Origin of the sequence: Anseongella ginsenosidimutans, from assembly GCF_008033235.1 — a bacterium.
Taxonomy (GTDB): Bacteria; Bacteroidota; Bacteroidia; order Sphingobacteriales; family Sphingobacteriaceae; genus Anseongella; species Anseongella ginsenosidimutans.
In genome coordinates this window covers 2095719-2118891 of sequence record NZ_CP042432.1, presented here as the reverse complement: position 1 = coordinate 2118891, position 23173 = coordinate 2095719, and the positions used below count along the sequence as shown (strand labels likewise).

Below are 23173 nucleotides of genomic sequence, written 5' to 3'. Positions count from 1 at the left end.
AACTTTAACCCTTGAACTTTAAACTTTGAACCGTTGCGAAGCAACGTCATTGCCCCGCACCCCAGAAAGAAAGTTCCATAACATGAGAATAAGAGGCCCCGCCCCAGGTATTGATGATCTTAAGCCGGATATACCGCACGGCCGGCGCCTCCAGGGGAATAAGGAATTCATGCCCTCTCATGGCATACTCCCTGTCTTCATTTGTCACAGTCCCGATCGGTGAGCCGGAAGGTTTAATTGATTCGCAATCCGCCAGCTTGGTCCAGCCGTCCCAGCTTCCGTCGGATGCGGGATCGGTAGCGCCCCAGATTTCCCATTGCCTTGGATTTCCGTGAGCGTATAAGAAATCGGTGCCGCTGATAAGCCCCCTTTGCCACATCGTGTAACGGCTCAACTGGTAAACACCGCCAAGATCAAACGTATAATGATGAGGGAAAGTAGAACCGGGAGCGGTGTGAAATCCGTTGGGTTCGTCCACGCTGCCATCCCACATCCTGGTCATGACCCAGCCATAGCCCGCGGACGCGTCCGAATGCAGGTTATATTGGGAGAAATTTGATTTATCCAGTTCTTCTTCAAACAAGGGAACCTTTTCTACGATCAGCGTATCGGAAAGGTTTTCCCACTGATCGCGGACATAAATGGCAAACTTCCGCTTCTTTGCTTCAAAACCCCTGATAGAAAAAGCTCCTTCTTCCTGGCTGGTATACCATGTTTCCACCTCCGACCATTCCCCCACAGAGTCCGGGGTAAGAATGTTGATTACCACCGGCGCTTCCAGCTCATTCTTGAAATTTATCTTCACTCCCCCAAAGTCCTCGTTCACTTCTACTGAGTTACGGATCATTTGCATGGGAGGTGTCAGGGGTTGTATGTTTACCGTTACCGGTTCAGATTTATTTTCGCCGCGATCTACGGCATACAGGGTTACTTTCCGCTCCCTGGTATCACCAAACCCGTCCAGGAGCAAGCCATTGCCAAAAAGAGAAGCCTTTCCTTCCTTGATTCCGTTCTCCGTTTCGCATTCGGCCACTACATAGAGCAGATCCTCATCGTCCGGCAAGGTATACGATATTCTGGCGGCACCGGGCAGGTTCTCCACCTCAACATTGGATATGGCAGCGGGCGCCGCACCGTCGTTGTCGAGGGGCGTCATTTTATGCTGATCCTTTTTACAGGCTGAAACTATCATCAGCATGCCAAGAAACCCTAAAAAAACTTTATTAGTATTCATGATACTTGATACTTTTGTCTTGATACTTGATACTAAACACCTATTACCATCCCGGGCTTTGAATGAGCTTTTCATTTTCGATCAATGATTGCTCGCGTATAGGCCAGAAATAGTCGCGCTTTTGAAAGGCTTGGTTAAATAGTGTTTGAACCTGGTAGTAACCGGTGGCCTCTTCCTCCTCCGTTGTCCAGCCTCTTATCGGCGAATTCATTACCTGTTCGGCTTTTTTCCACCTCCTGAGGTCCCAGAAACGCTGTCCTTCAAATGCCATCTCTATCATCCGCTCCTGGTGAATTATTTCCCTGAGGCCATTCTGATTCTGATATTTACCGGGTGTTTTCGAATAAGCCGACCAGGATTCTTCCACGGTTTTCAAACTCGCCCGTTCCCGCACAAGGTTGATCCACTTTAAGGGTTCCGGGCCGGGTCCATTCGTCTCGTTCAGTGCTTCTGCATACAACAGGTAAAGATCGGCAAGCCTGATCTCGGGCCAGGGATAAGCTTCGGCGGCATAAGAGACTCCAAGGCTTACCGGGTTATTGAAATTGACAAGCTTTTTGGGCCAGTAGCCGGTTACGGAATAATAGGCAACCGCTTTCCGGGCGGCGTTCTGGCCCATTTTTGCCTGTACGTAGAAAGGATCATCGTCGTTGAACCTGCCCTGGCCGTACCATATTGCACCGTCAAATGCGAGACTCGCATAAAACCGCGTTTCCCGCTGAAAATGGAGCGCAACCGTCTGGTAACCTTCTTTGATCAAATATTTCTCTTCCGGCGTGGCGGTCCGTAACTGAAATCTGCCCGCATAATCCCAGGTCTTGTCCTCTGTAATAGGCACGCCGTTTTCCGTATAGAACAATTCTGCCATTCGCATGGTGGGCGCCAGCAATGATTGAATATTGGCGGTTGGTTCCGGGACCAGCCTGGCCTGGGAGGCCCATTGCGTAAAACTGGTCATGCTATTGGTATTGGACCAGATAATCTCCCGGTTCCACTCTTCGGTCACACTATTCCTGATATGCATTTTGGCAATTGTCTGTTCGGAAATATCCGGTTGGTTAGGCTGCCAGTAGAACAATTCGTGTCCGGTAGCATGGCTGAGTTCGATGGCTTCCTTGCAGGCTTCCGCCGCCCGTTCCCATTTTTCCACCGAATATTGCGGATCGAATAATTGCTCTCCGCTGTTTCCTACATAACCAGTATAATCCTTATTCCCGTTAAACAATGGGCTGGCGGCATATATTAACACTTTTGCCTTTACGGCCTTGGCGATCGGCTTTGTTATTCGACCTGCCTCGATTGCTTCCAGCTCTATTTCTTCGGGAAGGTCTGCCGCCGCCTTGTCCAGCAGGTTTACGATATAGTTAAAACAGGTATCCACATGCTGCCTTTCCACTTTCACGGCATCCGTACCGCTGGTAATCGGCAGGTTCTCATCCATGATCGGAATAGGCCCGTACATCCGGAGAAGGTAGAAATGAAAATAGGCCTTCAGGAAATTCACTTCCGCCATCCACTTATGCTTTTCGAAATCGTCGATATCAGGCACCTCGTGGATCTTTTCCAGGAAGATATTGCAATCGCGGATCCCTCTGAACAAAGGCTCGGCCTGGCTTCTTCCGTCCCAGTAATTATTATAGGGATCTACTACATTCTGGTTCCCCCTTGCAATATTAAAAGGCACATTCGATGTCGAATAGTACCAGCATTCATCGCCCCCAGGAAAGCGGGATCTGTCCCCAGGTTATCATGGCCGGGGAGGTAGGAATAACAGGTGAACAAAAACTTTTCAGCCATATTCCGCGATACGAATGCGTTGTCAATCGTCGCAATATTATCGGGAACGATGTCCAGGTAACTGCAGGAAGATAAACCGCCCAGCAATACGTATAGGATATATTTCTTGATTTTCATGCTTGAAAAAATTAAAAGGAAACCTGAACGCCAATATTATAGACCTTCTGCAGGGGATAACCGAGGCCTTGTCCGGCCATTTCAATGTCCCAGAGGTCGAAATCGCTGAACGTGAGCAGGTTTATACCGCTCAGGTAGATGCGCGTTTTCTCTACCTTCCATCTTTCCGTGATCCTTTGCGGAAGCGTATAGCCCAGTTCAACCGTTTTCAATCGAATAAAAGCGCCGTTACGCATAAACCAGGTATTTTTCTGGGCATTGTTATTAAGCAGGTCATTGGTTGCAGAAAGGCGGGGCCAAAGGGCGTAAATGTCCCGGTCGTCTTCCGACCAGTAATCATTTGCATAAGCCCTGAGCAGTTGGTTTTCCAGGGTGTAACCGCTGTACAGGCCTGCGCTAACTTCACCTGGCGACCGGTAAGACACAAACGGCGCGGTAGCGTTCACATCGATCCAGAAAGATTCCCTGGCCAGCCCCTGGAAGAAAGCGGAGAAATCGAAATTCTTGTAGCCGGTAGAAAAACCAAAACCATAAACGATTTCCGGGACCGTGGGATAGCCAATGGGTACCTGGTCGCGGGTGGTGATCTGCCCGTCGCCGTTCACATCCCGGTATTTAATGTCCCCGGCATGGTATTCCCCGAAATTCTGCCTTGGCGAATTAAGGATCTCCAGTTCATCCACGAACAGGCGTTCGGCAATATAACCCCATTGCTGGTTTAAGGAATATCCTTCATGCGACAGGTAGCCCTCTTGATAAACAGGCTCCTCATAAACCTCGTACTCGCTCGTGGAATAGGTAAAATTACCACGTGCCTGTACCCAGAAATCATTATTTATAAAGTGCTGGTAATCGATGGAAAGATCAATTCCCCTGGACGAGGCTTCCCCAAGGTTGGCATACACATCCGAAGACAATCCCATAGTGGTAGGAATAAAAGAGCGTGCCATGAGAATATTGGTCCGGTCTTCATGGAAGATATCTGCCACGATATTCACCTTTTCAAAGAGCCCGATCTCAATTCCGATATTGGTTTTAAGCGCGGTTTCCCAGGTAATATCCCTGTTATCATACCGGGAGATAGATACTCCTGAACGAATATAGTCGTAATTGGTCCCAAATGTCGCTCCCCTGCCGTCATCATTCATCTCTACATTGGAGAGGTAAAAGAAACGGTCTTCCGCGCGTCCGATGGCGTCGTTCCCGACAAGGCCGTACGTTGCCCTTAGTTTCAAATTGGAAACAACCTCTTTCACCGGTTCCCAGAAATCTTCATTGGATACGTACCAGGCTACTCCTCCCGACGGGAAAAAGCCGAAGCGCTTATCCTTGTAAAACCGCTCCGAACCATTATAGCCAAAATTAAACTCGCCGAAGTAACGGCTGTCATAGGAATAGGTAAAACGTCCCGACAATCCCAGGTTACGATGCGGAAGGGAGGTTTGAAGGTTACCGGAATTTGCATCGACGATATTATTCATCATGAACACGAGCATGCCGCTCACGCCATGTTTCTCGGCGAAAGTATGCGTGTAATTGGCTGAAGCCTGTACATAAGAGGTAGAGGTCACCAGCTTATCTCCTTCCTCATAATCGAGGTAATCCGTTCCCTCGTTCTCATTGAGCTGGGTGATCGTATAGCTGTTCTTGCTTTTATCATAGGTACCCATCTGGTAGTAGAAGGGCTCGTAAAACCTGGAAACATCATAATATGAACGCCGGTTGGTATTGATCATCCCCTGCAGGGAAAGCCCGGGTGTAATTACCGACAAATCCTGTTTCAGTTCGAACTGGGCCATCATCAATGAACTGGAATACTCCTTGTATCCCTTTACCATCTCCGCATAAGGATTCAGGTAGCTGGCCCCCAGGTCATAATTCCCGAACATGATATGACGCACATACTGGTGGCTTTCATCCACCGGAAAATAAGCGGGAAAACGGACCGGGTTTGTTCTCATCACTCCGCGGTACAGATCCGCTCCGCCGTTAATGGGACCGGTATAATCATCGAAGGTACCGTATAACTTTACGCCAACTTCTGTGGTACTAGTAAGGTTGATATTCACGTTGGACCGCAGCAGATAGCTTTTCAGATCTATATTATTATTGAAATTATTCCTGCCGTCCACTTCCAGCACGCCGTTATCCTGGTTAAAGGTACCGGCCAGGTAATAGCGCGCTACTTTCCCGCCGCCGCCGACACTGAAATTTGCCCGCTGGTTCATGGTATAATCCTTAAAAAGCGCATCCCGCCAATTAGTTGCCGGGTAAGCGTAAGGATTGGTTCCCGCGGCCGTATTATCGATCTGCTTCTGGCTGTAAGGCAGCTTGAGCAGAGGATTGTACAGCAGCATGGCCTCGTTGTGCAATTTCATATAAGTGATGGGATCCGCCAGCTCCACATTTTGCGTAGGCGTGGAAATAGAATTTTCCAAACGGAAAGATACACGCGCCTTGCCTTCGGATCCTTCCTTGGTGGTGACCAGGATCACGCCGTTAGCTCCCCGGGCGCCGTAGAGGGCCGTTGCAGTAGCGTCTTTCATGATGGAAAAGCTTGCCACATCATCGGGCTGCAGCCGGGCCAGGTCGGTGGCAGTAAGCTCAATCCCGTCGATGAGGATCAGCGGATCGGTCTTGTAACCGAAGGTAGTAACACCGCGAATAAAGAAGTCGGCATTATCCTGGCCGGGTTCCCCGCTTCGCTGGTAGGCGATCACTCCGGCAATGCGGCCGGCCAGCGCGGTGGTAAGGTTGCTGGAAGGAACTTTCAGTTCAGAGGGGTTCACCGTGGTGACCGCTCCGATTACGTCCTGCTTCTTTTGCTCCCCGAAGGCGACGACCACTACATCTTCCAGTGTGGAAGTGGAAACCTGCAGCTCCGCGTTGATCACCGTCCGGTCGCCCACGGGGACCTCCAGCGTCTCAAAGCCCATCAGGGAAAACACCAGGACAGCGCCTGCATCAGGCACGTCCAGTACATATTTGCCGTTAAGGTCGGTACTTGTCCCCATACCGGGGCTGTTCTTTACCGACACCGAAACTCCGGGAAGGGCAGCTCCGCTGGTATCGGTAAGCTTTCCGGTGATCTGCCGGTCCTGGGCCCGGATCTTAACAGAAAGGTCTCCTGCATCGGCCAGCGCGGGCGCTGCTACCCGGCACAGCATACAGCAGACCAGGAATAAGATGCACCTTGCTCTTTTCAGTAACAGTTTGCTCATATATTGTTTAGTTTTTTTTAAAAGTATCAGGGCTATGTCAGCACATGATAATGCGGCGGTTCTGGTTCTTTTTTACGTTTAGATTAGCGGTTAATAATCTAAATTAAAGATACCTGTGAAGGGAGGGACAGAAAATGGAGGATGTTGGGAATATAATGGATTATTTTCCTACCGTGCAAAAACCCGGTCACTTGAACAGCAACCGGGCGCGGGCCGCAACGGATCCGGTGGGGCGCAGCACTTCGACCTTAATTTTTTCAAATGCGGCCAAACTTGTTTTAAATTCGAACGCTCCCGCATAGCCGGGCTTCATATCCGGAAGGGTAATTTCAGCAGTTTCCAGGGGAATGTCCTGATCAGCGTAGCCAATCCACCGCAAGCGGTAATTTCGCAGCGTATAGGCAGGTATCAGCTTTCGCGTGTCAATCGAAACATGAAGCGCCTGGTCATGGAAGGACACGTCCAGCGACTCCACCGGGCTGGATTCCTCCTGCAGCGCATAATACGAGGGATGTCTTGAACCGTAGAGGTCAACAACACCATGCACACGTTGTTTCAGGATGCCAATGCCCTTGTCGCCCCTGTGGGTACGATAATCGTTGTAACTGAAGAATATTAATCCCGCTACATAATCATGCTTACGGAAAATGGCATTGTGACGCTTCAGGATAGATATTAATTTTTCATCGCCTTCTTTACGGTCAGGGGCGCACCGGCACCATCCGTATTCGGAGATCACCAGCGGCTTGTCCGGAAATGCCTTATGAATGGCTTGCAGATTTTTCTCCATGTCTTCCGTGTCGCCGCCCAGCCAGCTTTCATGGTATTCATTCCATTCGATAAAGTCCATGAGCTTGCTGACGTCTTTTTCCGGAGTATAATGCAGGGTGTTGGATGCGTAAGCGCATAACCGGTAAGGGTCCAGCCGTTTGGCTTCCTTAAGCATATTTTCCGCAAATTTATAGGCAGGCGGGTTTTGCCCGCCGATCTCATTGCATAAGCCCCAGGAAAATACCGAAGGACGATTATATTCTCTTCCGATCATCTCCTTCAGCTGCTCCAAACCGTTCTGCATAATAGCCTGGTCCGGTTCCTCTTTCATCCCTTTAAACGTTCCGCCGCCCCAGGTAGGCACTTCCACCTGGATAAGCATGCCATGCCGGTCACAGTAATCAAGCACCCTTTTATCCTGTTGCCAGTGAACGCGGGTAAATATGCAGTTCAGGTTTTTCATATCCTCGTGGTCGTGCCGGATCCAAGAAGCAGGTTCGGCCATGCCGTATTCGGGATGACTTCCCGCCATTCGTTCCACGCCGGCGAGCCATACACGCTCACCGTTCAGGTAGAATCCGGCATCCCTTACCTCTATCTTGCGAACACCGAACGTGTCCTTTTTGGTATGTACTACGCGCCCGTCTATGCTTAACGAGACCACGATATGATAAAGATTAGGCGAGTCAAAATGCCATAAAAGCGGTTTCTCCAGCACCTGGTCCGGAAACTCAATAATTTTATGTTCCCCCGCCCTTAATACTACCGGGACCTGTTCACCCGACGATAATACCAAACGGTTGCCGCGATCTTCCAGGATCTCATAGGTTACCGAAAGCCGCGCCCTGTCTTCCAGAGTGTTGGCTATTTGCGTTTGTACTTTTATGGTTGCTGTCCCTTGCTCCAGGTCGGGAAGGGCTGTTACCCGCACATTTTCGGCATACGTTTTTGGGGTAATATACAGGCTTACGGGGCGGGTAATGCCGCCATCGGCGGCCCAATCATAAGAGTTATTGCGAGGAAGCATCTGGTCATCGTACCGGTTGCCGGCCTGCACCACCAGGTAATTTTCACCCGGGCGTATAAGGCCGGAAAGATCCAGCATAAAGGCAGTATATCCTTTCCTCAAATGCTCCCCGGCATATTTCCCGTTCAGCCACACCTTTGCCGAATGATACACCGCCTCAAATTCAACGCGCAGGGTCTTTGTCATCCAGTCTTCAGGCACGGTGAATACCTTCCTGTACCAGGCCGTCCCAAGGTAATCATGATAACGCTGGTCAACCTGCCAGGTATGCGGTACGGAAACGGTTTCCCAATCGGGTGAAGTCTCGTTTAGCTCATACCACTTTTCGGCATCTCCCCTATCGTCCGGATCCGTACGAAAAAGCCAGGGGCCATTTAATGAAACAAGGAGGTCATCGTGTGCTTCTTCCGTTTTCCCGGAACCGGAAAGGCGGTTTGCTTCAGCAGATAGCGTCAGGGCGGGAAGCATGGCCAGCGCCCCTGTACCGCCGGCATTTTTTAGAAAGTTTCTTCTTGTAAGCATTTTTATTCAGGTCTCACAGCCCATACGCCCGGGCCTTTACCAATTCGGGTTTTGTTCCATTTCCGGATTATTGTCCAGTTCCGCCTGAGGAATAGGGAACCAGGCATGCTTCTGCACGTTAAGGAATTGCCGGCCCACTTTATCGCTGCTCATGATCTCCTCCTGCAGCAAGCCCCAGCGCCGCAGGTCATAGAACCGCAGCCCTTCCCGGCAGAATTCCAGCATGCGCTGCTGCTGTATTTCGGCCATCATCTGCGCTTCTCCGAAGCCGGCAGGCAATACGGACAGCCCTGCGCGTTGGCGGATGCGATTGACCGGCTCGTAGGCCTCCTGGGGCTTGCCCTGCATGGTCACCGCTTCGGCATACATCAGTAATATGTCGGCAAAGCGAAGCGCCCGCTCGTTAATATTAGAAATAAAGCGCCCTTCATTGTCATTTTGCCAGTTCTGGTACTTCCGGAACCGGGATTGAAAGCCGAATTCCGATTTGAATTCCGAAAAAGGCCGGTTGTAGTACATGGCGCCGGGGTAGTCCCAAACCAGGGTCACATACATGCGCTTGTCGAAATCGCCGCCCGGTGTTTTTTCTTCCTGGAAAGCGTTGAATATTTTATCGGTAGGATAAGCTTCGAACCAGCCGGCCACTTCCGCGGGCGCGAATTCCTGCGCCGTAGTCACACCAAGGGCTTCATTTGAGCTGCCTACATCCCAGGGGTTAGTGCCGCCCACGTCCTGAACCTGTATCTCAAAGACGGATTCTTCGTTATTCTCCCTTTCCGCAGTAAAATTATCCGCATAGTCCGCCGTCAAGTCATACTGGTAAGGCGCCTGCATCAGTTCGCTAAAGGCTGCTTCGGCCTTGTCCCAGTCCTCGTGATAGAGATAGGCTTTCCCAAGATAACCCAGCGCGGCTCCACGGGTAGCCCGGCCGGTCCATTCCGCAGGATATTCCAGCGGCAGCCCGGCTTTAGCTTCGCTGAAGTCCTGGAATACCTGCTGCCATACTTCTTCTGCAGGTGATTTGGCAGCATAGTATTCTTCCTGGCTTTGCGGAGTTTGCAGGCGGACAGGCACGTCCCCGAAATTAATGACCAGGTGGAAATAATTTAGCCCCCGCAGGAATTTCGCCTCCGCGATCAGCTGCGCCCTTTCTTCTTCGCTCATCGGTATTTCCGCGATGTTTTCAAGGATCTGGTTGCACCGGAAAATGCCCCGGTAGCAGTTATTGAATATATTGGTCACTACTCCGTTATCTGGCGCGTTGGTGAAGGTGGAAAACTGGTAGAGGTCCTTTACGTCGTTCCGGATAAAGAAATCATCCCCCCTTCCGTTGGTCAGTTCCACGCCGCGAACGCCCCAGTAGCCTCCGTTCACATCCCGGAGCAGGCTATAGGTGGCGGCGAACGCACTCATCACATCGTCTTTTGTTTCCCAGTAAGTATCGGTGGTGAGCAGATTAGGATTTTTCAGGTCTAAAAGGCCTTCCGTGCAGGCAGTCAGCAGCAGGCCGGCTACCAGCGTGATCAGTATCTTTTTCATTTTCATTTCGTTTAGATGACCGGTTGATTAAAACTGCAGTTGAACACCCAGGTTGGCCGTGCGGGCCAGCGGATACGCCACATGGCCGTAATCCACTCCCCTGTTCAATATGGAACCTGTTCTGCCCAGGTCCGGGTTATAGCCGTCGTAGCCGGTAATCGTAAATAAATTATCAAAGCTCAGGTAAACCCGCAGGGATCCGGCCCCGATCCGTTCCAGCGCCTGCGCCGGGAAAAGGTACCCCAGCTGCAGGGACTTCAGGCGGAGATAAGAACCGTCTTCCAGGAAACGGTCGGACGTCCGGGTATTATAATTAGGATCGTTGATCACTGCACGGGGAAAATCCGTATGGTTTTCCGGTGTCCAGGCATTCAGGGTTGCCTTCGAGTAATTAATTTCCAGGTTCATGCCGTCTATGTCCTGGCGGAAGCCGTTATAGATCATGTTCCCCTGCGTTCCCTGGAAGAAGAGGCCCAGGTCAAAATTCCTCCATTGGGCGTTAAAGCCCAGCCCGTAGGTAAAATCAGGAAAAGCGCTTCCGGCATGCACCCTGTCTTCATCGGAAATACTGCCGTCACCGTTTGCATCCACGAAGCGGATATCCCCGGGGGAAGCATTCGGCTGGATCAGGGTCCCGTTCTTGCTGTGCGCCTGCACCTCTTCTTCGGAATTAAAGATACCATCCGTTTTTACCAGGTAAAAAGCCCCCACTTCGCCTCCGGCCTGTGTAAGGGTGGTGGAAGAGCCGTGATGGGTGGGCTGCCCTCCGAAGATCTGCTGAGTGCCCGTGCCCAGGCGCTCCACTTCATTATTGATTGCTGAAATGGTTCCGTAAACATCGTAATTGAAGTCGCCTTTTCCGCCCGAATAACCCAGGGAAGCTTCCAGGCCGCGATTTTCAATGATTCCGGCATTGACCACCGGGTTGCCTACCGCACCCGTGGAACCGGGAATAGGCACGTTCAGTAATACGTCGGTAGACCTCTTGATGAAATAATCAGCGGTGAAGGTCAGTTTATCCTGCCAGGCGCCAAGGTCCACCCCAATATTGAAGGTGCTTGAATTTTCCCATTTGATATCAGGGTCGGCAAATGCCGTTTGTATGGCTCCGAACCACTTATGCTGATCGGCGCCCGTGACATAATTAATATTGGAAGCAATGGCGGCGCTATACAGGTAATCCCCGATCTCCTGGTTTCCCAGCACCCCGTAACTTCCCCGGAGTTTCAGCCGGTTGATCGCCTGGCTGAAAGAATCGAAGAACGTTTCATTGGAAATATTCCAGCCCAGGGCAATCGAAGGGAAATTCCCATAGCGGTTTTCATCGCCGAAGCGGGAAGAACCATCCCTCCGGAAACTGGCGGTCAGCAGGTAGCGGCTGTCGTAGGAATATACCACACGGCCCAGCATCGAAAGCAGGGCGCTTTCGTAAAGGTTCCCGCCGGTGGCCGGATTGCTTGCCGCCGCGTCCAGGACTTTGATGCCGTCAGGGAGGTCAATGGCAGATCCCCACAGGGTTCTCAGGCGGTTTTGCTGCATGGTATAACCGGCGAGGGCCTGCAGGCTGTGCTTTCCGAATTCCCGGGTAAAATTCAAGGTATTCTCCAGCATGAGCAAGCGGCGGTGACTGCGGTCCTCGCTCAGGTCATTGGTCTGGTGGGTGAACAGCGTTCCCACCTGGTAACGGCGCTCGTAATCATAATCGTAGCCGTGAGTATTATTATAACCAAGGTTCAGCTTATAACTCAGCCCGGGCAGCAGTTCCACTTCCCCGAAAAAATTGAGGACAATGTCGGTTGAGCGGTTCCTGATATCTTCCAGGTGAAGCTGTGCAAGGGGGTTGGCCACGTTCAGTACCGGGCCGTAGGCCCCTGCGAAGCCGCCCACGGCGGTAGTATCGTAAATATCGAACACCGGGATCATTTTAACAGCGGAGCCTACCGGGTTGCCGCCCTGCCCGCCCCATCCGCCGGGCATCTTTGTCCAGCTTTCCTGCGAAAGCAGTAAGGTTTCCCCAAATCGAAAACGGCCCTTGGTGGTTTCCGATTTCACGCGAAGGTTCAGCCGCTCATAACCGGTCACCTTCACTAAGCCCCGTTGGTTGAAATAGCCGCCCGACACGCTGTACTGGCTGCCTTTATTTCCCCCGGTAATGCTAAGCTCATAATTCTGTACCGGCGCCGTGCGATAGACCTCGTCCTGCCAGTCAAGGCCGCTTTCCAGCAGGGCCGGATCTTCGGCAATCTCCAGGCGCGGAAGCCCCGCCGCATCGTGTGCCGCATTGCTTACGCTGGCCCATTCCTGCGCATTCAGCACATCTATTTTCTTCGCCAGCCGCTGTACCCCGGCATTGGCATTGAATATGACCTGCGTTTTTCCCGCCTCGCCCGACTTGGTCGTGATCAGCACCACGCCGTTCGCTGCCCGGGAGCCGTAAATGGCGGCGGCGGAAGCGTCCTTCAGCACTTCGATGGAAGCAATATCATTCGGCGATATATTATTGATGTCCGGGACAGGCACGCCGTCAACCAGGTACAAAGGATTATTATTATTCAGGGAACCCACGCCGCGGATCATAATACGGGTTCCCATTCCGGGATCGCCTCCTGCTGATTCGATCGTTACCCCGGCCACTTTACCCTGCAGCGCCTTGGCGACAGTATTCAGACCTTCGGTAGCCAGTTCTTCCGCTTTTACGGAAGCTACCGCCCCGGTAAGGTCGCTCTTCTTTACCGTTCCGTAACCCACCACCACTACTTCATCAAGCGCCTGCAGGTCCTGCTGCAGCGTGACATTGATCACTTCCCGGCCGTTGACCGGGACCTCCTGCGCCTGGTAACCGATAAAAGAAAACACCAGGGTGGCACCCCCTGCCACGTTCTGAAGGGAAAAGCTACCATCGGCATTGGTAGAAGCGCCGTTTTGCGTGCCCTTGACCAATACGCTCACACCGGGCAGCGGCGCCCCGCTGCTGTCCGCCACCGTTCCGCTGACGGCTGGCAATACCTGCCCGAAGGCCGCCTGCACCAGGAGTACCAGCAGCAGGCATGCCATACCTGCCGCTTTCCGTACCTTCATTAATTGCTTTTTCATTGTACTGTGGTTTTTTTCGTCCCGGGCTTCGCCGCCGGTGACGCAGTCCTTTTATTTAAAATATTCCATGATCTCCGCCGCAATAAGTTCATGCCCTTTCCTATTAGGGTGGTTCACCTGGGACATAAATTCCTCCAGGTCCTTTCCCGCAAGCGCAGCACGCCTGAATTGCCCGTAACTATCCGCCAGTCCGACGCGATGCTTTTTCGCCAGCTCCCGGATCATGCCGGTAAACTTTTCCAGCTCATTCCCCGCCTGACCGATGTCCACCCGCAAATCGGGAGAAGGCGTCAGCAGGATAACTTTTACATCGTTTTCCAAAGCCCGGGCTATCATTTCCTCCCAGGCGGCCCTGCTCTTTTCAATTCCGGGCCCCCGGTCGTTCAGGGCGTAATCAATGAACAGCACATCCGGCCGGTGCGAAAGCACTTCGTCCCGGAACCTTTTTGCCCCCTGTACTGAGTTTTCTCCGCCGATAGCGGTGACAATTACATTGATCACCGCATTTGGATAAAGGGATTTCAGCTCTTTCAACACCAGGTAAGGATAAGCGTCAAAGGTCCTGACCTCCGGTGTTTTGAAGTAGCCGGATGGCACGGAATGCCCGTGAAAAACAAGATTAATGGTCCGGTTATGGGGCCATTGCTTTTGTAATTCAGCTTTAACGGAATCCAGGTAACTGCCAGCACCGGCGGCGGAATCCGGGTGTATGCCCGAACCGGGAATAACCTCCGGGGAAACTGCCTGAAGCTGCCCGCCGGCAGAAAGGCCGGCCAGCAATAAAACCAAAACCAGGGGGCTTATCTTATTCATATACATCAATATGTTGCTAAGAGGGTGGTCACCGAACGCGGACCTACGGTAAAATGATCGCCGGTAATCACCGATTTTTCCAGGTTCCGCCTGGCATCAGTGGTGAATACCCGGAGCGCGCCGGACCGGAGCGTTTCCGGCCGGCTAAGCTTCCTTTCAGACGTGCCTTCATTGATAATAACGATCACCAGCTTTCTCGCGGAAGTATCTTTATAGGCGGAAACCATTAAGCTGCCTGCTGCCGCGCCGGAAGAAGGCTGTTCAGAAAGAGAAGCTTCCACCCGCTGCATGCCCGGGCGGATAAATCTTGAAAAATTACCCATGGCCCATAATTGTTTTGACTCAAGTACCCTCCCGTCTTCCTTTGCATTGTCCGGGTTTATAGTTCCCTGCGGATCGTTGATATATACAAGAGCATCGCTGTAATCGTAAGGACTCATCGCCAGCCACCACTGCCAGGAGGAAACTTCCGCCACCGTAAGGTCGTGGTGAATAACTTTTGCCACGTACAGCCCGTAATCAATGCTGGTATTTCTTGGTGAACCGCTGTACTGATCGCAGATATTTCCCAGTATGCCGAATTCGGTTTGCCATACGGCCGGCGCCGGCTCAACCGAAGCCACTGCCTGTGCCACCTGCTGTCGTACCCCGGTCAGCGTCGAATCCGGGCAAGTGGTCCAGTAACTGTGCCCTGAGATCACGTTCAGGACATTGGGCAAGCCTCCGATATAATTGGGCGACGCGGGAGAAAAGAATTCCCGTACCTGGTCACCACGCCCGTCCTTGTTTCTTTCGTAGAGGTAATTCCACTGGCCCGCTTCGCCCACAACGACTTCGGTCTTCCCTCCGGCGGAGGCTATTTCCTTCGATAACAATTTCACCAGCCGGCTTATTTCACTGTTCTTCGCCGGGCTGCCCTCCTGGCTGGCTCCATTACCTTTGGCGGCCCAGTCCCATTGGGGTTCGTTCACAGGGCTTAAATAATCGAAGCGAAAATGTCCGGCTACTTTCGCAAGGAAAGCCGCGAGATCATCCAGCTTTCCGGTTTGGAGATTTAAAGAATTCCCGCCCGGGCTGAATGCCTTTCCGTTTTGCGCCATCGATACCGGGGGAGCAATGGAAAAGCCAAGGGAGTATTTTACCCCACGCTCGCGGGCGGCTTCCAGGAACCATTGCTGCCCTTGCTGTTTCTCCCAGTCATAAGAGCCGTCCGGGTTTAAAAAACTTTCTTCCCGCCGCCAATCGGTCCGGATACCTGAAGCAACACCCTGTTCAAAACTTCCCGCTCCGATATTGAACCGCCAAAGGGAAAGGCCAATCCCTTCGGGACTGCCACTGTCCAGGGTATCCATGCTAAAGAGCAGGTCGGCGATGCGGTTTTTCTTTTCTTCATCGGCCCAGGTTCCGATAAATTTTGCCGTCCAGCAGTCCGATGCCCCGAAACTATGAATGGTTTGGCGGGTCTCATCAAGTTTCAAAATAAGGCTGGTTGCCTCACTCTTAACTAAGGAGCGGACGTCTTCCTTTTCGAGTACGGTTTCCGGCCGGAACGAGCCGCCCTTCATGTAAGTCAGCAGGCTGTATCGCAATTGCCGGGCGGCTGGCCGGTTTTCAAGGTCGCTGCTGATGTCTGCGGAACAAATCACCAGCCGGCCTTTCCCTACTTTTGCCTCCAGCACCAGGGCCATTTTCCGGTTTTTGAAAAAATTATCGATTACGCGTACCAGCGGCTCAGCAGGCGGAAGAGAATCAATGACCATGCTTTTGGAGTGCATGACCAGGTCCCACCATTGCCAGTTGGTATGAAAGTCAGTGGGAAAATCCGCCAGCGCGGGATGTTCCGGATCGCAAAGCAAACCCATTGTCCCCGGCTGATTTGGAAAATGCACCGGACTCCAGAATACCTGGGTGAAGCGGCCGTCCACGCCTTTCAGCTGCGAAGTATCCGGGTTCAGCAGCACCTTCCTGCCTTCGGCGAGTAACTTCAGCGCTTCAGTGGCCGAACGGGTAAAGACCACCTCGGATAAGTCTCCCGGTTTTGTTCTATCGGAAAGAGAAGCGGGATATACCCAAATGGGCCATTCATTTCTATAGTCCGTACCGGGAATAGTAATGGTTACGTTCAATTTGGCAGCTTCCCTGAGCCCGGCCAGCGGCGTACGTATGGTTCCGAGCGAAGCCAGCGACCCCGCAGGAATGGTGGCTGCCTCGAATTTACCCGTTGCGATAATTGCACCTTCCCTCCCGGTAACTTTCCATTCTGCACGCAGGTTTTCAAGGTCTTCCGCACTGTAATTCGACAACTCCGCCGCAGCTTCAAAATATTCGTCGTTGGTGTAGACGGCTTTCGGAAACCGGAGCAGGGGCACCACAGGTGAACAGAACTGCCGGAAGACTTCCGCGTCAACGAGGCCCTTGCTATCCCAGAAAGCGTCCAGGATGCCTACAAGCGCCGTTCCCTGGCCGGGAAAGTCATGCAGGTCCAGCAACTGGAAACCGCTGAGCCCCCTGGTTTTAAGCGCGCGTTCTATTTCTTCCTTGTATAATAAAACCGATAACTTACCGCTGGCAAGAGTAAATTCATCTGCGTATTTGAGCAGGCCTTTGCGGCGGAGATCATTCCGGACTGCTATAAAATTCAGCGGCTCCAGCACCCCGGTGTATTTTTTTATTTCATCAAGATTTGGATAAACCGAATACTGGCCAATCTCGTGTGTGATCACAGGAACGGAAATACCCTCAATAGCAACCGAATAATCTGTGTTAAAATCCGGGTAGCGCGTATTGAAGATCCCTTGTCCCCGCACCCAGCCCTTTTTGGTCCATTGCGTCACGAAAAAATCGTCCTGAGTTTCCGGCCAGTCGCCATGCCCTCCCTGGAAGGTAAAGGTGGTGGTCGTATATAAGCGGCGGGGGTCTCGTTCTTTCAGTTCCACCAGCAGCGATTCCATAAGGTCAAAATCTCCCTGAAGTTCATTCCCCAGCGACCAGAAGCAGAAGGAAGGATGGTTCCCGTAGGCAGCGATCATACGCTCGGCTTCTTCGCGGATAAAACGTACGGTGGCGGTATCTTCTCCAAAATCCTTGGCCCATAGCGGAAGTTCGGCCTGCAGGTAGAAGCCCATGGAATCGGCTACTTCGAAGGCGGCCTCAGGAGGGCACCAGGAATGGAAACGAAGGTGGTTAAGCCCGTAGGAGCGGGCCGCGGTGAATACTTTTTCCCAGCCTTTTTTACCGGCAGGCGGATAGCCCGTAAGCGGAAAAATGCTACATTCAAGGGTACCCCGGAGAAAGAGGCGGCGCCCGTTCAGGAAAAGCTGTTCCTTATCCGTATGAAATTCCCGCAAACCGAATGTTGCGGCGGCCTTTGCAATCTCGGCGGCCGGGTGTTCCGCGCGCCCGGGGTGGTCCGGCCGGGATCCGGGAGCGGTAGCGCCAAGTTCCGCGCGGAGCGTATAAAGATGGGGATTGAATTCATCCCATAATTCGGCGTCCGGCCCAAGCAGCAGTGTTGTACGATGCGTGGATTGTCCCGGAGACAGGTTTAATGCGATCTTTCTTTGTTGAATAATCCTTTCACCTGAAAATACCGTCAGCCGGAGGCTGCTTTTAACCGCTTCCGCGAACCGGCTTTCCAGCTTCAGGACGGCGGTTGCTGTCCGGGCTTCCACGTCAGGAAACACCTGCACCGAAGAAATAGCCGCATCCGGAACCGCGGCCAGGTACATATCGCCAATCACACCGTTCCACATGATCTGGGTTTCATTGGTATAGGCGTGGGCCATATTCTTGTAACTGATATCGTATTGCTTGCTGTTATCGATTCTCAGGACAAGCACATGCCTTCCCGGGGAAAGCAATTTCCCCAGGTCATATTCATGGGGCGTATTGAGGCTTTCCCGGGAACCTGCCTCTTTTCCGTCGATCCAGAGAGTAGTTTTCCAAAGGGCGCGCTCAAGAAATAAGCTGGTTTCTTTTCCCTCCCAGCTTTCCGGCACGATCACTTCCCGGCGATACCAGGCCACTCCCTCATATTGATGTTTCCGCGTCAGGTGAAGCATGACCTCCCTGCTGATCGTATCCGCGGTAAGTTCGGGCTTGCGGCCAATACCGGCGTCATCCAGGGTGCCAGGGAGCTGCAAGCTGCCTTCGGCCCGAAAGCGCTGCACATACCATTTTTCCTCCAGGCCCTTGTTTTCAGGGTCCAGTCGATATTCCCATTCACCGCCGATGGAAAGGCGGGGCGGGTCGCCGGCGGCAAGCCACGTTTCACCATCATCCTTGCCTGGTGGAACCGGCCAGTCGCCGGCAGCTGTCTGGTCAGGCATCGTCAGCAGGCAAAAAAGGGTACAAATCAACAAATGAATGCGGCTGTCCATGCTTAATTATTTTTTTCTTTAAAAACCGGCGCGGATTCCGTTAAAAAGCCGCTCATTTTTAGGTGAACAGCTGCCCCCTGGTGATATTTGTTCATTTCCAGCGTCTTTTCCAGCATTTCCCGGCATTTCACCTCTTCATTCAGGCCAAGATAACCCAACCCCATCATATAATGACAGTGAACACGGTTCCGCAGGTCCAGATCCTGATCGAACACCAGCAGGTCAGGCAGCGACACAGCAAAATAGTCAATCCTGATGTGATCATTCATATGCGCCGTTCCGAAAGCCAGCAATCCTTCGAAAACCTTCTTTGCTTTTTCAGGTTCGCCCAGTTTATGCCAGGCAAGTCCCTGATACAATATTTTATCGGGCTGCGGATCATTATAAAAAATAGCCTGAACGGGTTCGCTGCTGCCTTTTGTTGCCAGGCGGTAGTTCAGCGCCGCTTCCTCTGGCCGCCCGGCCTTCTCATGCGCCAGCCCGCGAAGAAAATAAATGTCATTTTCAGGCGTATTATAAAGTTTTCCTTCGCCAAGGTTTTCGGGGTACTTTTCCGTAGCTGAAAGCAAGGCCAGCGCCCGGCCGGGATCATTTTCCGTCAGGGCCTGCTTGGCCAGTTCGATATGGCATATCAGGTACTGGCCTACCACTTTTCCCTCCCCGCCTTCCCAGGGGTGGAAGCGGCGTGCTGCAAGCTGCTGCCTGGCTTCTTCGAATTTCCCGGACTGGTTCAGCAAAGTCACTTTTTCAAGATACAAATCATCCCTTTGACGAACCTCTTCAGGATGCTGCTCCAATAGTCCGAGCCTTTTTTGAAGCGGCTGATTATCCAGTTTATAAAGCTGGTCAAGCTCCATCAGCACGCGGGCATCCTTCGGATTAAGGGCAAAGGCTCTTTCCAATGAAGCAAGTGCCTTTTTTTTATCTTTCTGCTTGTTATGATAGGCCAGCGACAAATTTCGATGTACGGTAGGAAACCCGGCGTCAATTTCAGCCGATTTTTCCCAGCAGGAAATGGCTTCGCGGTACTGCCGCTTGTCATACCAGAGATTGCCCAGGTAATAACAGGCTTTGGCATCATCCGGGTTGAACTGAAGCGCGCTTTGCAGCGCCAGGATGTCTTCCACCCTGTTGGGAAAGCTGTAACCTGCCGGGCAACGGGAAGCCGACAGGAAGTGCTTTTTTGCAGCTTCTTCTTCCTGCGCTTTTACTGCATACCAGCCCAGGTAATAGCAGACCATCGGATCGGGCAAGGCGCCCTCCGCCTGCTGGAGCAGCAGCGAACCGGCTTCCCTGTAAAGTCCGGCATGTACGTAATCGAGTGAATACTCTATATAGGTAGTGGACTGGTTTCGCATCAAGGTTTTCATTTGCCCGAGTTCCCTTTCCGCCTCTTCCGGCTTTCCAAGCTCAAGCAACAGCAGATACCGTTCAAAGCGGCAGCCATAGTTGAAAGGATCGCCTGAAAGGGTTTCATCCAGCCAATCCTTCGCCGTTTCCCGCCTGCCGGCCTTCCGGAGTAAAGCGGCTTTCAGGTGCCGCATCTGGGGGTTGTGTATATTTCTTGAAAGCGCCAGATCAATCAGCCGGAGCGCTTCCTGGTACTGCCCCTGCATACAGTCTATACGGGCCAGCTCAAAGAATGCGCTGTCCTGCCAGGCTGCATTCCAGCTTGCTTTGTAAAAAGCATCGCAGGCTTCCTGGTACTTTGACTGAAATTTCAATGAACAGCCAAGGTTAAAATACGGCTCCCCGTCGTATGGATTGGGATTGCGCAGGGTCACCCGGCTCACCGCGTTGCTAAAATAAGGCGCTGCGGCAGCAAACTTCCCCCGGCGGAGGTACCAAAGCCCGAGAGCATTGTTATTTCGCGCGTCCCCGGGATCTCTTTTCAATGCTTCCCGGTAATAATCGGTGGGATCAAAAGTGGCATGCCGGTACTGCTCCAGGTGCAGCCCGTTCAGGTATAATTCCTCGTTCGTGGCCAGGGCTTCCGGCAAGGGGGCTGCGGTAGCGGGCGGGGGAATTTCCTTCTCCCCTTCGCTTTCCGGCTGCCAGGCTACCAGGAGATTATTGCCTGCATCCCTGACTTCGATTCGCAATGATCCGAGGAAAAGCATTCCGACAGGCTTTTCTTCAAGGGCAGCCGCCGAAAATTCGCTCCCGTTGTCAGTCGCCATTTCATCTTCGCCGGAAACTTTCACAGATACTGAGTGGTCTTCGCCGCTGAGTTTTTTCACCGAAAATTCCGGCGGCAGGGCAATTTGCTGGTCAAAATCCTGCGCAGGAGACAGGTCGAACCTGGTACTGAACACTTCCTGTTTCTGTTGAAACAGGCGGATCAGGGCGCCGGGATAAGCAGCGGTAACATATACCCTGATGCGCAGCCGCCCGTTTTCTTCCTCCAGGTTTACCAGGGCCTCTTTCGTAGCGTTCTTCACCATCCCGGCCTTGCTATAGGGTAAGAAATATTGTGAAAACGTTTTCTCTTCGTTCGGCTGAAGCCAGCTGAAGTCGGGCTGGTTATCGGTGAAAACCCCGGTCATCAGTTCAATATAGGGGCCGTCCTCGTCCGTGAGGTTTCGGTCCCAGGCACGCCCGAAATCGCCGTTCCCCCAGGTCCATTGCTTTTTGCCTGGGCTGATATGATGATTAGCTACGTGAAGGATCCCGGCCTGGGTATCGTTCTCATAGCCGCCCATAAAATCGTATCTGGACCGGATGGCCATATAAGATGTGGGCACCGGGATGGTACTGTACCGCGAAATATCGGTGCCGGGCGCATAATTCACCTTGTAATAGGTACCTTTTGCGATGGGAAAGGAAGAAACATCCCGTTTTCCATGATCAAATACGGCATGCACGTCGGGCGGGAATACCGATTGGTAGTGTTCGTTCACTTTTACCGCAGGGTTGGCCCACCACAGAAAAGTCTGCGGAAAGTGGGTCCGGTTATACAGCCGGCCGCTGATCTCCAGGTAGGCCTTGCCGGGATAAAGCGTAAATCCGGCCATGCCCCTGGTTCTGAACATGATCTCTATCTCATTCAGCCACACGGTCTTACTGCCGTCTTTATTTTCGGCGAGCGTATGATCAACCGGAAGAAATGTACTCGGGCGGTGATGCTGGGGCCAGTTAAACTCAATTCCGCCCGAAATCCAGGGGCCGGTCAGCCCTACGAGGGCAGGCTTGATCACCTGGTTGTAATATACGAAATGACGTTCACGGACCTTATCATAGGCCATTTGAATTCGCCCTCCCAGCTCCGGCAGGATCATTATTTTCAGGTATTCATTCTCCAGGAAAACGCCGGTATATTCCCTGTCTTCCCTTTCGTCCTTAATTTTTTCAATGACGGGATGGGGATAAACAACTCCGCTGCTTCCCTGGTATACCCTTTTTTCCAGGAACATCGGGTTCTTTTCCGGCTCCCCGGTACCATAGGTAGGTATGAGAACCTGTTCTTCCCAGATCCTGACTGCTTCGTTCATGCGTTTTGATTTCAATAACCGAAGTTAATTCCTGTACGCGCCCGGGAAAATGGAGGATCCTTGTTTTATCATGGATTATTTTCCTATTTTTACAAGGGTTTCCTGCAAACCCGGGTGTAAAAACGCCCTTTCCTAAACCACCAACTGCGTAAACTGTAAAGGATGGTAACCGCAGTTATTTTGTCTCGCGCAATGCAAAGTTTATAGTAATGCAGCCCGAAAATGAAAAAGAAAGAAGGATTTGAAGGGCAGGAGGCCATTGTGCTTCCTAAAAACGTCGTACGCCAATCAGAAGCCCTGCCCGTGATCCAGGATCTTCATATTACCGATATTGGTTATTACCCGCGGGCAAAATTCCATTACAGGGAACGGCCGGAAGGGGCCGAGGAGCATATCCTGATCTATTGCGTGAGCGGCTGCGGCCATTGCTCCCTCGGAAAAAAAGAGTTTCAGATCAACCCGAATGAATACCTGATCGTCCCCCAGGGCCGGGAGCATGTTTACTGGGCTTCAGAAGAGCAGCCCTGGACCATTTACTGGGCGCATTTCAAGGGAAAGCTGGCTGATCATTTAAGCGAACTACTGTACCGCCGCATGCTCAGGCAGCGAAATGCCGTGCAGTACAATGACTCCTATATTAATCTGTTCAGGAATATTTACCAGGTGTTGCAATTGGGTTACAGTAAAGATAACCTGGAATATGTTGCGCTTAATTTCTCCGGCTTCCTTACCGCCTTTATCTATAACGACAAATTTAACCTTACTGCTCCCAGGGAACAGCCCGACGCCATTGATTCCTCCATTCTTTTTCTGAAACAGCACATCGGGGAGGCGCTCACCCTAAAACAAATAGCCGATCATGTACATTTGTCGATCTCGCATTTTTCGGGTCTCTTCCACAAGAAAACAGGGTTTTCGCCCATCGAATATTTTAATCACCTGAAAATGCAGAAAGCCTGCCAGCTGCTGCATTTTACGGACCTGCGTATTTACGAAGTGGCCGTTGCCACCGGCATTGAAGACCCCTATTATTTTTCAAGGATATTCAAGGAAAACATGGGCGTATCGCCAAAAGAGTACCGGCTGCGCTGGCAATTGAATGACGAACGGCCCGGGAAGCGCCAGGGCCGGTAAATAATCCATCTTTTCGCGGGAATCCTCCATTTTCA

At 52.1% G+C, this 23173-nt stretch carries 11 protein-coding genes; 1 reads left to right on the top strand and 10 read right to left on the bottom strand.

The window, feature by feature from the left end; genetic code table 11:
- Window positions 1-46: 46 nt before the first annotated feature.
- The 10 genes from FRZ59_RS08830 to FRZ59_RS19025 all read right to left on the bottom strand — a co-directional run bounded on the left by FRZ59_RS08830 (window position 47) and on the right by FRZ59_RS19025 (window position 22004).
- A complete protein-coding gene (locus tag FRZ59_RS08830; RefSeq protein ID WP_158640576.1) occupies window positions 47-1234 on the bottom strand; it encodes a DUF5000 domain-containing lipoprotein in 1188 nt (395 codons plus the stop codon).
- A gap of 43 nt (window positions 1235-1277) precedes the next feature.
- Window positions 1278-2918 carry a RagB/SusD family nutrient uptake outer membrane protein gene (locus FRZ59_RS08825; RefSeq protein ID WP_225975250.1) on the bottom strand — a complete coding sequence of 547 codons (1641 nt, stop codon included), beginning with the start codon at window positions 2916-2918 and terminating at the stop codon, window positions 1278-1280.
- The gene (locus FRZ59_RS19030; RefSeq protein ID WP_225975249.1) at window positions 2882-3148 is read right to left on the bottom strand and encodes a hypothetical protein; all 267 of its coding nucleotides are present in this window, start codon (window positions 3146-3148) and stop codon (window positions 2882-2884) included. The genes FRZ59_RS08825 and FRZ59_RS19030 overlap by 37 nt, the downstream gene beginning before the upstream one ends.
- Window positions 3149-3159: 11 nt before the next feature.
- Window positions 3160-6369, bottom strand: coding sequence for a SusC/RagA family TonB-linked outer membrane protein (locus FRZ59_RS08820; protein ID WP_132129950.1), 3210 nt, complete (start codon window positions 6367-6369; stop codon window positions 3160-3162).
- 187 nt (window positions 6370-6556) lie between these two features.
- The gene (locus FRZ59_RS08815; protein WP_132129951.1) at window positions 6557-8689 is read right to left on the bottom strand and encodes a glycoside hydrolase family 2 TIM barrel-domain containing protein; all 2133 of its coding nucleotides are present in this window, start codon (window positions 8687-8689) and stop codon (window positions 6557-6559) included.
- A 36-nt stretch (window positions 8690-8725) separates the two neighbouring features.
- Window positions 8726-10228 (bottom strand): RagB/SusD family nutrient uptake outer membrane protein, encoded by a 1503-nt coding sequence (locus tag FRZ59_RS08810; protein WP_158640575.1) that lies wholly within the window; start codon window positions 10226-10228, stop codon window positions 8726-8728.
- A gap of 27 nt (window positions 10229-10255) precedes the next feature.
- The gene (locus FRZ59_RS08805) at window positions 10256-13321 is read right to left on the bottom strand and encodes a SusC/RagA family TonB-linked outer membrane protein (RefSeq protein WP_132129953.1); all 3066 of its coding nucleotides are present in this window, start codon (window positions 13319-13321) and stop codon (window positions 10256-10258) included.
- Between the two features lie 51 nt (window positions 13322-13372).
- A complete protein-coding gene (locus FRZ59_RS08800) occupies window positions 13373-14134 on the bottom strand; it encodes an SGNH/GDSL hydrolase family protein (protein WP_132129954.1) in 762 nt (253 codons plus the stop codon).
- Between the two features lie 5 nt (window positions 14135-14139).
- Window positions 14140-18513, bottom strand: a complete 4374-nt coding sequence (locus FRZ59_RS18495) for a glycoside hydrolase (protein ID WP_132129955.1) — start codon at window positions 18511-18513, stop codon at window positions 14140-14142.
- Window positions 18514-18515: 2 nt separating this feature from the next.
- Window positions 18516-22004, bottom strand: a complete 3489-nt coding sequence (locus tag FRZ59_RS19025; protein ID WP_207910320.1) for a DUF5107 domain-containing protein — start codon at window positions 22002-22004, stop codon at window positions 18516-18518.
- Window positions 22005-22226: 222 nt separating this feature from the next.
- Between FRZ59_RS19025 and FRZ59_RS08785 the strand changes: the two genes are divergently transcribed.
- Window positions 22227-23138 (top strand): AraC family transcriptional regulator, encoded by a 912-nt coding sequence (locus FRZ59_RS08785; RefSeq protein ID WP_132129956.1) that lies wholly within the window; start codon window positions 22227-22229, stop codon window positions 23136-23138.
- The last annotated feature ends 35 nt before the right edge of the window (window positions 23139-23173 follow it).